At 41.7% G+C, this 13,114-nt stretch carries 10 protein-coding genes; 7 read left to right on the top strand and 3 right to left on the bottom strand.

What is annotated here, in order from left to right:
- The first annotated feature begins 212 nt into the window (after positions 1–212).
- Positions 213–1,643, top strand: a complete 1,431-nt coding sequence (gene hldE / locus CXF72_RS02320; RefSeq protein WP_101036608.1) for a bifunctional D-glycero-beta-D-manno-heptose-7-phosphate kinase/D-glycero-beta-D-manno-heptose 1-phosphate adenylyltransferase HldE — start codon at positions 213–215, stop codon at positions 1,641–1,643.
- A 139-nt stretch (positions 1,644–1,782) separates the two neighbouring features.
- On the opposite strand, the gene tolC is transcribed toward hldE, so the two are convergent.
- Complete coding sequence (gene tolC, locus CXF72_RS02315; protein WP_101036606.1) at positions 1,783–3,105, bottom strand: outer membrane channel protein TolC; 1,323 nt, start codon at positions 3,103–3,105, stop codon at positions 1,783–1,785.
- Positions 3,106–3,205: 100 nt separating this feature from the next.
- Between tolC and nudF the strand changes: the two genes are divergently transcribed.
- The 4 genes from nudF (at position 3,206) to parE (ending at position 7,658) form a co-directional block, all read left to right on the top strand.
- On the top strand, positions 3,206–3,826 hold the full coding sequence (gene nudF, locus CXF72_RS02310; RefSeq protein ID WP_101036604.1) for an ADP-ribose diphosphatase: 621 nt from the start codon (positions 3,206–3,208) through the stop codon (positions 3,824–3,826).
- A gap of 287 nt (positions 3,827–4,113) precedes the next feature.
- The gene (gene cpdA, locus CXF72_RS02305; protein WP_232784857.1) at positions 4,114–4,941 is read left to right on the top strand and encodes a 3',5'-cyclic-AMP phosphodiesterase; all 828 of its coding nucleotides are present in this window, start codon (positions 4,114–4,116) and stop codon (positions 4,939–4,941) included.
- The gene (locus CXF72_RS02300; protein ID WP_101036601.1) at positions 4,941–5,513 is read left to right on the top strand and encodes a YqiA/YcfP family alpha/beta fold hydrolase; all 573 of its coding nucleotides are present in this window, start codon (positions 4,941–4,943) and stop codon (positions 5,511–5,513) included. Before cpdA ends, CXF72_RS02300 begins: the two co-directional genes overlap by 1 nt.
- A 255-nt stretch (positions 5,514–5,768) precedes the next feature.
- Complete coding sequence (gene parE / locus CXF72_RS02295; RefSeq protein ID WP_101036599.1) at positions 5,769–7,658, top strand: DNA topoisomerase IV subunit B; 1,890 nt, start codon at positions 5,769–5,771, stop codon at positions 7,656–7,658.
- A 176-nt stretch (positions 7,659–7,834) separates the two neighbouring features.
- Here parE and leuA read toward each other — a convergent pair whose 3' ends face one another.
- Positions 7,835–9,571 (bottom strand): 2-isopropylmalate synthase, encoded by a 1,737-nt coding sequence (gene leuA, locus CXF72_RS02290; RefSeq protein ID WP_101036597.1) that lies wholly within the window; start codon positions 9,569–9,571, stop codon positions 7,835–7,837.
- A 553-nt stretch (positions 9,572–10,124) separates the two neighbouring features.
- Between leuA and CXF72_RS02285 the strand changes: the two genes are divergently transcribed.
- Both CXF72_RS02285 and CXF72_RS02280 read left to right on the top strand, forming a co-directional pair.
- Positions 10,125–10,601, top strand: coding sequence for an Lrp/AsnC family transcriptional regulator (locus CXF72_RS02285; RefSeq protein ID WP_101036595.1), 477 nt, complete (start codon positions 10,125–10,127; stop codon positions 10,599–10,601).
- A gap of 526 nt (positions 10,602–11,127) precedes the next feature.
- A complete protein-coding gene (locus CXF72_RS02280; RefSeq protein WP_101036593.1) occupies positions 11,128–11,931 on the top strand; it encodes a MetQ/NlpA family ABC transporter substrate-binding protein in 804 nt (267 codons plus the stop codon).
- 169 nt (positions 11,932–12,100) lie between these two features.
- On the opposite strand, the gene CXF72_RS02275 is transcribed toward CXF72_RS02280, so the two are convergent.
- Complete coding sequence (locus tag CXF72_RS02275) at positions 12,101–13,021, bottom strand: LysR family transcriptional regulator (protein WP_101036590.1); 921 nt, start codon at positions 13,019–13,021, stop codon at positions 12,101–12,103.
- Positions 13,022–13,114: the final 93 nt, after the last annotated feature.

The raw sequence follows: 13,114 nt of genomic DNA, 5'->3' as shown, positions 1-13,114 counted from the left end.
TCATGTTGCGTCTTGCTCTGATCGAAGACCTTGCGCCTGACAAAGCATCTTGAAGTAACATGGGTATATAACGATAGAGGTAAGAAATAAGCGTCTCAGCGTTTATTTTTGGCTGTTATAAAAATTAAATTTTTTGTAAATATGCTTTTGTGAGGATTATGATAAGCTTAATACTTTTATGTAAACAAATTGTCCAAAAATAAAGAGATCACATGAAAATAACATTACCTGAATATGACAAGGCGCAAGTATTAGTAGTTGGCGATGTCATGTTAGATCGATACTGGCATGGACCAACGGCTCGAATCTCCCCTGAAGCGCCAGTACCGGTGGTTAAAGTTGAGCAGATCGAAGAGCGTCCGGGGGGAGCTGCCAATGTGGCCTTAAATGTTGCCGCGCTGGGTGGTAAAGTCAATTTGATTGGTCTGGTTGGCATTGATGAAGCGGCCAATGTACTGGTAAAAAATCTTAAATCAGTCCATGTAAATACAGATTTTGTGAGCGTGCCTAATTTCCCGACTATTACTAAGTTAAGAGTATTAAGTCGTCATCAACAATTATTACGTTTAGATTTTGAAGAGGGATTTGAGGGCATAGACAGCACTGAGATTCTAGAAAAAATGCAAACGAGTCTAACACGCCAGCCAAGTGTGGTTATCCTATCTGATTATAATAAAGGCTCTTTGGCTGATATACAGACCATGATTCAGCTGGCCAAAAAATTCAATTCATTGGTGTTAGTGGATCCCAAAGGATCTGAATTTGAAAAATATCGTGGTGCGACCCTATTGACCCCAAACCTTGCCGAATTTGAAGCGGTTGTGGGTAAGTGTCATTCCGAGAAAGTCTTGGTTGAGCGTGGACTGGCATTGATTAAGGAATTGGATCTTGAGGCGTTACTCGTGACACGCAGTGAGCATGGCATGACGTTATTAAGAGAGGGACAAGCGCCATTGCATCTCCCAACGCAGGCGCAGGAGGTTTATGATGTTACCGGTGCGGGTGATACGGTTATTTCTGTTTTAGCTTCGTCATTGGCTGCAGGCAGTTCATTTGAACAGGCTTGTACCTTAGCAAATGCCGCTGCAGGCGTTGTGGTCGGTAAAATTGGTACTTCAACGGTTAATACTATTGAATTGGCGAATGCGGTTTATAGTCAGCAGGAGATTGGTTTTGGTGTGCTTTCAGAAGAACAACTAAAACTGGCTGTCAAACTTGCTCAGCATCGCGGTGAGAAAGTGGTGATGACCAACGGCTGCTTTGATATTCTTCATGCAGGTCATGTATCCTATTTAAATACGGCACGCGAACAGGGTAACCGTTTAATTGTTGCGGTAAACAGCGATCAATCGGTGCGCAACTTAAAAGGGCAAGGGCGTCCTGTGAATTCCGTTGATCGTCGTATGGCGGTATTAGCCGGATTGGGGGCAGTTGATTGGGTGATCGAATTTACTGAACAAACACCACAGCGCTTGATCGCTGAGATTTTGCCGGATCTGCTGGTTAAAGGCGGAGATTATCAACCGGAAGACATTGCCGGAGGAAAAGAAGTGATTGCTAACGGTGGCGAAGTGCGTGTTTTACAGTTTGAAGAGGGCTGTTCAACCTCTGAAATTATCAAAACGATTCGTAACAATCCGTAACAAGCCATAATCTCACAAGACGACAGCTAATAAAAAGGGAGACAGATTGTCTCCCTTTTTGATCCCACTTTTTGCTTAAATTTAATTTTTTAACGTTCAGTTCATTATACTAAGCAAATCTAGTGTGAATGAGTCGACATTAAGATTTTGCTGAGACGTCAATTAAACCGTTAGAAATATCGATAATATCTTGTTCGGCCAAAGTGCCTGCAGAAAACTTAAGCTGTAACATATTGATAATATAGTCATAACGCGCATTAGCTAATTGATTTTCAGATTCGTATAGCGCGCGCGTCGCATCTAACACATCAACGATAGTACGGGTACCCACTTCAAAGCCAGCTTCTGTTGCATCCAGGGCACTACGTGAAGAAAGTACTGTTTGCTCATAGGCACGAAGAGAGCTGATTGATGCGCTGACATTGTTATAACCTCTATTGATCTGTGCTTCTGTACTGCGGAAGGTTTGTACTAAATCTTCACTGGCATAAACATAATTATATTGTGCTTGTTTGACCTGCGAGCTGATACTGCCCCCGGTGTAAATCGGCACATTTAAGCTCAGCCCGATAGTGCCGTTGCTAATATCGGTATCACTATTAAAGTCTTTATCATAGGAGGTGTTGTTGTAACCTACTCCAGCGCTTAAATCTAAGGTGGGTTGATGACCTGTTTTGGCTAAATCAATTTGCATTTTAGCCAATTCTTTAACAATGCGTTTGCCATGCAGCTCCAAGTTAGACTCTAATGCTTTGTTGCGCCACAGAGACACATCACCTTCAATTTTAGCTGCGCTAAAGGTCTTGGTATTCAGGTAAGATACATTATGGACATCCGCACCGGTTAATTCGCGCAGCGCATAATAGGTATTCGCGAGGTTATTTTCTGCGATGATTTCATCGGCCGTCGTTCTGTCGTATTCGGCTTGCGCTTCATGCACATCGGTGATCGCAATTAAGCCTACTTCAAAACGTTGTTGAGTCTGCTCAAGCTGGCGTTCTACTGCGCGTTTATTCGCTTTAACTGATTTTACCGCTTCATTCGCACGCAAGACATTAAAGTAAGCCGTTGATGCTCTAAACAGTAAATCCTGTGCAGCCAAACCATAAATGCTGGCATATTGTGTTGCTTGTTTCTCAGCAATGCTTAATTGTTGCCAATATGAACCATTATAAAGTGATTGGCTTAATTCAACATTAGCCCCTAATTTTGAATTATTTAAGTTATTATTATTGTAATTGGTATAACCTGTGGTTAGTCCAAAGCCAATTTGCGGTAATAACGCTGCGTTTGTTTCTGTCACTTTTTCTAAATAGACATCATACTGCGCTTTGCTTTTCAGAATAACAGGATCTTTGATTTTGGCGGTTTGGTATACTTGTAATAAAGTATCAGCTTGAACAGAGTAACTGTAGCTGGTCAGGGCAAACAATGCCGCGAGAGTAAATTTTTTTATGGCCATGTTAATAAATCCTATGAGTGTGCTAGCTGCTTCAAATTTAGTGACAGATTAAGTGTAATATAAAACATTCAGGTTAGGTGTTTTTCTAAGGAATAAAAAAATGAACGTTCATTCAGGTGGAAGTGTATTTTATAATCAAGATGATGTACAAGTATTATCGAAAGAATCTTTATATAAAGGCTTTTTTGAATGTAATTTATATACATTAAAACATAAATTATTTGCAGGTGGCTGGAGCCCCGAGATAAAACTTGAGTTTTTTGAACGCGGTCATGCAGCTGTATTATTACCCTATGATGTAAAAAACGATACCGTGGTATTAATAGAGCAGTTCCGTTTTGGTGCAATGGCAGGTGACAAATCCCCGTGGTTATTCGAATTAGTGGCAGGGATCATTGAGCAGGATGAAGTGGCCGAACAAGTGGCTAAGCGTGAGGCCTTTGAAGAAGCGGGTTTAACCGTCAAATCATGCCAGTTTATGCTTAATTATTTAGTCAGTCCGGGCGGTACAACGGAACAGATCGATCTCTTTATCGCGAATGTAGATAGCACTGAGGTGGGAGGGTTATATGGGCTCGCGCATGAAGGAGAAGATATTCGCGCCCACGTTGTACCAAGAGAAACAGCCTATCAGTGGGTAAAAGAAGGGAAAATATATAATGCAGCGACTATTATTGGATTACAATGGCTCGAACTAAATAAAGACAATTTAACAATTTAATAATTTAACGCCTAAAAATGTAAAAATATAACGTAATTTCTGATTTATCCGTAATAATCCCGGTAGTTAGATCGCAAATTTACAAGTAAATAGCGCATAATCTCATTTTTTGAGCATTTTTTTTAAAAACCTAACTAAGCAAATGGTAAAATTATTCACTTAAGTTATAACGGCAATTATATTAAGGTCTGATCATGTGTATTAGCAAATATTGCAATCATTAACTCTGGGTGAAATTATGAACATTAACCAATCTTGCAATATCCATTAATCTACGAATGAAAGTTATGAGCATACAAGCCGCAAAATTAAGATCCGATCAGCAGGGTTGTTTACAACTTCTGCAAATCACAGATACCCATCTTTTTTCCGATCGGAACAAAGACCTGCTTGGTATAAAACCTGCTGAAAGTTATGAGGCTGTGATTAAACATGCAGCTCGTTACTCATCCAAGTGCCAGGCTGTTTTATCCACGGGAGATCTGTCTCAAGATCATTCCCAACAATCTTACCTTGATTTTACCAAGCAGATAAAAACCTTGAATTTACCCTGTTACTGGTTGCCCGGTAATCATGATATGCAATCGGTGATGTTGCCCAGCTTTTTGCAGGAGGGACTCGCGCAGAGCAAGCAAATTGTTAGTGATTTTTGGCAAATTATTTTACTGGATTCACAAGTTGAAGGTGCGCCCCATGGTTTTTTAACCGAGCAACAACTGAATTTTTTACAGCAAGCTTTGAGCGATCATCCCGACAAACATACTCTAATTTGTGTGCACCATCATGTTTTACCGGTTAAATCAGCATGGTTAGATCAGCATATTCTAAAAAATAACCAGCAGTTTTTAGAACTCATCAAGTTACATAAAAATGTACGTGCCGTGCTATCGGGACATGTTCATCAGGCGGGAGATATTGAGTTTAATCAGGTGCGCTTTCTAACCAGCCCATCCACCTGCCTGCAGTTTAAGCCCAATTCCGAGGATTTTGATGTTGATGATAGTGCGCCCGGTTACCGCTATTTAGCGTTACATAAAAATGGTACTCTTATGACTAAAGTTGAACGCATAGCACATGGAGCATTTAGCCCCAATAAAGAAGCTACAGGCTATTAATGCAGAAAATTTTATTATCCCTACACGGTTATCATAGTTCTCCCGGATCTTTAAAAGCGCGACAAATGTCCGCTTACTTAGCAGAGCACTTCCCCGAAATAAACTTTGTCTGCCCGCAACTCCCCTGTCAGCCTGCGCTGATGTGGGCGCTGATTGAGTCTGTTTTTGAGCAAGATAAGGGCATGGAAATCGCTATTATGGGCAGCTCATTGGGGGGCTATTTAGCCGCAAAAGTGAGTGAGCAATATGGGGTGAAAGCGGTGTTAATAAATCCGGCTGTTTTTCCTTATCGTTTACTGCGACAATACGCAGGAATGCAAACTCACCCTTATACGCAAGAGTCTTATCAAATAGATGAAAACTACCTGCAGCAGTTAAGAACATTAGCGGTAAAAGAGCAGAGAGATCCACAAAAATGTTGGGTTTTATTACAAAAAAAGGATGAAGTTTTAAATTACCGGGAAGCCTTCGATAAATTTCAACGCTGTAAAATAACCTGTGAAGAGGGGGGCGATCATAGTTTTATTGGTTTTGAACGTTTCTTACCTGATATAATTAAATTTTTATTTTAGTTATTAATCTCTTCAAATAACTCTCCCCGTTTTTCCAATATAGGCACAAGTATGAGCGACTCATACAATTCAGGTTTTATTTTAGTGTTTAACTTTTTAAAATAACTGCCTGTTTTTCCAATATAGGCACGAGCATGAGCGACCCATACAATTCAGATTTTATTTTGCTGATGAATTTTAAGTGATAATTGGTTAAAATGACTCCCCGTTTTTTCAATACGTTTTTTCAATACGTTTTTCAATATAGGTACAAGCATGAGCGACCAATACAATTCTGATTCCATTGAGGTCTTAAACGGTCTTGATCCCGTTCGCCACCGTCCAGGAATGTACACCGACACATCACGTCCGAATCATCTTGGTCAGGAAGTTATCGACAACAGTGTGGATGAAGCGTTAGCGGGGCATGCTGCGACTATCCAGGTGATTTTACATCAGGATCAATCCTTAGAAGTTATTGATGATGGACGTGGCATGCCGGTTGATATTCACCCTGAAGAGCGCATTTCAGGTGTTGAGCTTATTTTCTGTAAATTACATGCAGGTGGTAAATTTTCAGGTAAAAATTACGAAATCTCCGGCGGTCTTCACGGCGTTGGAATCTCCGTGGTTAATGCATTATCAAAACGTGTTGATGTGAGTATTCGTCGTGATGGTCAAGTTTATGAAATTGCCTTTGAAAATGGTGAAAAGGTTGAGGAATTACACGTAACGGGGACGTGCGGAAAACGTAATACAGGTACCACAGTACATTTTCATCCTGATCCCGCTTACTTTGACAGCGCCCGCTTTTCAGTGTCCCGTTTACTGCATCTGTTAAAAGCCAAAGCGGTTTTATGTGCGGGCCTTTCCATTAAATTTAAAGACAAAGTAAATAAAAATGACTATCAGTGGTGCTATCAAGATGGTTTAAATGATTATTTGCTGGAAGCTGTTGCAGACAATGAGTTATTACCACCTAAGCCCTTTACCGGTAATTTTTCCGCAAAAAGTGAAACAGTGAATTGGTCGGTAGTGTGGTTACCCGATGGCGGGCCTTCAATTTCAGAAAGTTACGTCAATTTAATACCGACAGTGCAGGGCGGTACGCACGTTAATGGTTTTAGGCAGGGGCTGCTGGATGCGATGCGTGAGTTCTGTGATATTCGTAACCTTCTACCGCGTGGTCTAAAATTAAGCCCGGAAGATATTTGGGACAGATGTGCCTATATCCTTTCGGTTAAAATCAAAGATCCGCAGTTTGCCGGGCAAATAAAAGAACGACTCTCATCAAGGCAGTGCGCCGCTTTTGTTTCCGGTGTGGTAAAAGATGCCTTTAGTCTATGGCTCAATGCGCATGTTAATGAGGCCGAGTTACTGGCTGAATTTTGCATTAATAATGCCCAGACCCGAACACGTAAAAGTAAAAAAATTGCCCGTAAAAAAATCACTCAAGGCCCAGCTCTTCCCGGTAAACTGACCGATTGCTCAACTCAGGAACCGATGCGCGGGGAGATTTTTTTAGTAGAAGGTGATTCGGCTGGTGGCTCTGCAAAACAAGCGCGGGATCGCGAGTTTCAAGCTATTATGCCGTTACGGGGGAAAATCAAAAACACCTGGGAAGACGACTCTGACATTATTTTAAATTCTGAAGAAATCCATAATATATCGATAGCGATAGGGATTGACCCTGCTTCTTCGAATTTATCCGGTTTACGTTATGGAAAAATCTGTATTCTTGCCGATGCCGACTCCGATGGCCTGCACATCGCGACGCTTATCTGCGCCCTGTTCGTTCGTCATTTTAGAGCTGTCGTTGATGCCGGGCATCTGTTTGTTGCGATGCCGCCATTATACCGAATCGATGTCGGTAAAGAGGTTTATTATGCCTTAGATGAAGCAGAAAAAAACGGGGTGTTGGATCGTATCGAAGCGGAGAAAAAACGCGGTAAAGTCAATGTTCAGCGCTTTAAAGGTTTGGGTGAAATGAACCCTCTGCAGTTACGTGAAACGACGATGGATCCTAATACCCGTCGTTTAGTTCAGTTGACCACCGAAGGCGCTGAGGAAATGTTAGAAATGATGGATATGTTACTGGCGAAAAAGCGCGCAGGAGATCGTAAGGTCTGGCTTGAAGATAAAGGTGATATGGCATCGGTTGATTAAATGACCCGCGCTCACTACAAATTAATCGTGTAAAAACAGGCGTGTTTATCATTGGCTTATCTTGATTGATAGGTTGCTGATAATGAGCATATTTGAATTTTAAATAAATGATTCACCCTGTTACAGAGTGAATCATTTATTTTTTTAGCGGGTTTTAAGCCATTAAAGAGTGACGGCTAGACTGCGGCTAATTGTGCATTGCTGCGCTGGCAGATAGCGCCGCTGCGGGTAACGGCATTAAGTACCGCCTGCAAAGAGGCGGTGACTATATCGTGGCACTTGGCCGCTGCACAGTAACGCGCGCCTTGAACGCTAAGTTGCACATAGGCGATCGCTTCGGCCTGTGCATTTTCAGCCCCTTTTCTGCTTGGCAGGGCATGCTCGCTATAATCGATTAATACAATATCACTTCCGATTGACGCACTTAGCCCTTTGACAAAAGCATCTAGAACCCCTTTACCCTGACCATTAATAGTCACTGCACCGTTATTAGTATCGAGTATCTGCGCCTCTAAACTGTCTGCGTTACTTTGACGGTTAAGCTGGTAGTTGTCGATACTGGCGGTTTTCTGTGCGGCTAAATAAGTACTGGAAAAAATATCGTGAATGATCGTCGCTGAAACTTCACTTTCTGAGCGTTCGGCATGCTGTTGTACATGCGGACTAAAGTCAACCTGCATCCAGCGCGGCATTTGTATACCGTAGTCCTGCTCCAGTATATAGGCGACTCCACCTTTTCCTGACTGGCTATTGATGCGAATAACCTGCTGATAAGTTCGCCCTAAATCGCGCGGATCAATCGGCAGATAAGCCACTTGCCATTGTGTTTCTGGTTTCTCTATTCGCTGCATTGCATCAATCGCCATACATTTGTTAATCGCATCCTGATGGCTGCCAGAAAATGCGGCAAAAACTAATTCACCGGCGTAGGGATGACGAGGGTGTACGGCTAATTGTGTGCAGCGCTCAATGGTTGCAATAATACGGTCCATATCAGAAAAATCGAGTTGCGGATCAATGCCCTGACTATATATATTCATCGCCATCGTCACTATATCCATATTACCCGTGCGTTCACCGTTGCCAAGTAATGTTCCTTCGATACGATCAGCACCGGCCAGTACACCGAGCTCAGCGGCAGCGACACCGCAGCCGCGATCATTGTGAGTATGTAAACTGATGGAAACTGATTCACGGTGGCTGATATTGTCGCAGATCCATTCAATTTGATCTGCGTAGACGTTAGGCGTTGATGTCTCAACCGTCGAGGGTAAATTAATAATTACCTTGTTTTCGAGTGTTGGCTGCCAAACATTAATGACTGCATCACAGACCTCTAAGGCATAATCCCTTTCGGTGCCGGTAAAGCTCTCGGGCGAGTATTGAAACGACCACTTGGTCTCGGATTGAGCGGCCGCAAAATCCTGCATCCATCGCGCACCTTGTATGGCAAGGGTTTTAATTTCATCGCGAGATTTTTTAAATACCTGTTCTCGCTGCACCGTTGAGGTTGAGTTATATAAGTGCACTATGGCTTTTTTTGCGCCTTTTAAAGCGGCAAAACTGCGTGCTATTAAAGGCTCGCGTGCCTGCGTTAATACTTGGATCGTGACGTCGTCAGGAATTAAATTCTGTTCAATTAACTGCCGGACAAAATCAAAATCAGGTGCCGATGCTGCGGGAAAACCAACTTCAATTTCTTTAAAGCCGACATCAACTAACAGTTTAAACATATCAAGCTTCTGGCTTGGGCTCATCGGTTCAATCAGAGCTTGATTGCCATCGCGTAAATCAACACTACACCACAGAGGTGCTGTTTTGATACTTTGATCTGGCCAGCGTCTATCGGTTTTTGGAATGGATGGATAGGCGCGATATTTTTTATGGTTAAAGCTAGCGTTGATATTCGACACGAGTCATTTCCTTGTAATCATTGGCAGTAAAGAGATGAATTTGCGAGTTGGTGCACCTTGGTAAGGTGTTAACCGCCCGTTTCCGGTAAGAAACTTCGCTCGCTATCCATGTGTTAATACCAAATCCATTAATTTTATGTTCATTTATGCTGGTTAAAACACATGCTAGCTGCGTGATTGATTTGATTCATAACATCCTGTTATTCCCCACTTCGTGGCCAGCTAAAGCTGTTCAAAATCTGTTCCAGACGATTTTGTATAATTAGAACAACTAGTTACTGCAATCAATGCCTTGCTTTCATGCGTTTTTCCTGCGCCTAAACAGATCACTTAATTAGTGGAATTGGTATAATTTTAGAGCGAGTTGGTGCACCTTGGTAAGGTTATAACCGCCCGTTTCCGGTAAGAAACTTTGCTCGCTGTTCATGTACTAACTATAGAGTGAATAGTGTAGTGAGTGGTTGCAAAGTAACTCTTATTTTTAACTTATTGTGCAATAAATCACTAGTTAATATGCTATTGTTAGATAAAAACTCTACGTAGGTGAAATTTTATGCAGGAACGTATTAAGTTAGACCGTATTGACAAGCATATTCTCAGACTGATGCAGGGAAATGCTCGCATTAGTAATCTGGAATTAGCTGATCGGGTTGGCTTATCACCAACGCCCTGTTCACGTCGTGTGAAACGTCTGGAGGAATCGGGAATCATCGATAAACATGTCACTTTATTAAAACCCTCGGTACTGGGTTTAAACTTGATTGCTATGATTGGTATCTCAATGGATCGCCATACACCGGATCGTTTTGATAACTTTGAACGTGCGATTGTCACGCTACCCGAAGTACTGGAGTGTTTAATTGTAACCGGGCAGTCTGCTGATTTTTTGTTAAAAGTAGTCGTACGCGATATGCAGCATTATGAACAGTTTTTACTCGGGCAATTAACTAAGCTCGAAGGTGTTACCGGTGTACATTCAAGTTTTGTATTAAGAGAAGTGGTCAAAAAGACTGAATTGCCACTGGATTAAGTTATTTTTCGCGACTAGTGCTATCGGACCTAAGTTTGCATTATATATTCATGATCTAATTTCATCATCCCGTTCAATAGAAAAGGGTTGGACAATTAGATTATTTACGCGGACTTATATCGGCGTCTTTACTCTGTGTGGCGCTGCCCTCTGTGGGGTGCGCTCCGCGCACCAATTGCCAATGCTTGCGGTGCATAGAATGCACCCTACAACTATTTTAGCCTTTACTCTGTGTTCTCTGTGGTAGTGCTTTTAAGTTTGTTACAAAAATCACCACGCACACTTGATCATAAATACGAACATTCATTTTGATGCGTGGTGCATTTTTTGTAACAAACTTAAGTCCGAAGACACTAGCGCTTTAGTCATCGGAGTATATTGATTAAATTTAACTTTTCCATCTGCAAAACTTAAATATCCTGCCGGTTAAACAACATTAGAAAAACAGGTGCGTCTTATTTAAGTAATGATATGATGGGCATTTAGACGTCTAAACGTCCATTTTGCAGTTGGTATGGAGAATGTTATGAAGCAATATAAAAGAGTAAATCAATGGGTATTCGTTATCTTTCTTTTCATTGGCTTAACGGCTTGTAGTCAAGAAAACAGTGCAATATTAAAGGTCGGTGCGACGGTAGGCCCTCATGCTCAAGTGGTTGAAGCTGTCGCTAAGGAAGCGGCAAAACAAGGGCTAACAGTTGAAGTCATCGAATTTTCAGATTATATCACCCCCAATTCAGCATTAGCTGGCGGTAGTTTAGATATTAATAGTTTTCAGCATCAACCTTTTTTAGATAGCTACAATAGTAATAATGATACGCATCTGGTTCCTATCGGAAAATCTATTCTTATGCGCATGGGGCTCTACTCGGCTAAATATCATTCCCTTACGGATCTTCCTGATAATGCTCTCATTGCAATTCCTAACGACCCGACTAACGGAGGAAGAGGTCTCCTTCTTTTAGCTGATTCAAAACTAATTACACTAAAACCCAATGTCGGTTATGAAGCGAGCATTAAGGATATAGTTGAGAATCCAAAGCATCTCGAATTTGTTGAACTTGAAGCGGCGCAATTACCAAGAAGTTTAGACGATGTGGATGCAGCAGCAATCACTATGAATTACGTCATGTCAGCCGGCTTAAATCCTCAAAAAGAAGGCATTTTTCTTGAGCCGCAAGATGCACCGTTAGCCTTAATGGTGATTACCGTAAGAGCCGAAGACAAAAACAATGCCAGTTACAAAAAGTTTGTAGAAATTTATCAGTCTCAAGCGATTCGTGATTTTATAGAAAAGACCTTTAAAGGTACTATAGAACTGGCTATTTAATGCTGATTGTCTATTAAAAAAAATAACTTAAATTGTAGTGTGAAATATTAACAAGGCCGCAGTCTTCTTTGTGAATGGAAAAGAGTAATACTCTAATTTATTGTCCAGCATAACGAAGATCGCGCGTTAATGCCGGTCAGCAGCCGCGTATTTTCTAGTAAGCCGAGTTTTACAATTTAAGACCCTGAGCCAGATCCTTGTACTGCCCGAAAAAAGTTTTTAAATAATCAATTAATAAGCGCAATTTTTTAGATTCCGCGCCACCGGATGGAAATACACCATAAAGATCAATATCATTAAGTTGGTATTCACCAAGCACTGATTCCAGAGTGCCTGCCTGTATTTTTGGCCAGGCATCATAGATTGGAATACGGCCTAACCCATGCCCGCCTTCAACAAAAGCGGTGCGTGCGGCGGCATTATTAGTACTGATCCCCCCTTTGACTTTGATACTAAATGAGCGATTACCTTTGCTTAACTCGATCGTACTGGAGGTGAGTTTGTAGATAACCCACTCATGGGCAGTTAAATGAGCAGGGGTGGTCGGATAACCGTGCTTTTTAAAATACGCGGGTGCGCCACATAAACAGGTGCTTAGACTGAAAAGTTTACTGGCCTGCAAACCCGAATCCGGTAAGGGGGCACCGCGAACAGCAAGATCGATCCCCTCCTTAATAACATTCACGACTTCATCGGTGAGTTTCAAATCCAGATCGATTTTAGGGTAAAGCGTTCGAAAAGCATTTAATGCCGGAACGATGATCTGCAGACCCAAATTGACCGGACAGGTTATTTTTAACAAGCCTTCTGGTTCATTTTTTAAATTTTCAATCTGCTGCTGGGCGGCCGATGCCTGCTCGGCAATCACCCTGCAGCGTTGGTAATATTGTGAACCCGCTTCCGTTAAGGTAATAGATCGCGTGGAGCGATTAAGCAGCTTAATAGCTAAATGGGTTTCAAGCTTTTTAATGTGGTAACTCACCACAGCACGCGATAAACCGATATGTTTGGCCGCGGCACTTAAACTGCCTTGCTCTACTACTCGGGCAAAAACAATCATACTTTTGAGTTGCTCAAATGAAATGTCCATCATTTCTCTTCAGTGCTAATAAAGAAGGGTATTGTATCAATAATTGAAACAATGATGTCAATTATGTCTGCATTGTTAAAATTACTACACGGG

The organism is Psychromonas sp. MB-3u-54 (assembly GCF_002836415.1).
Taxonomy (GTDB): Bacteria; Pseudomonadota; Gammaproteobacteria; order Enterobacterales; family Psychromonadaceae; genus Psychromonas.
The sequence above is the reverse complement of the archived record's forward strand: the minus strand, read 5'-3'. Positions and strand labels throughout refer to the sequence as shown.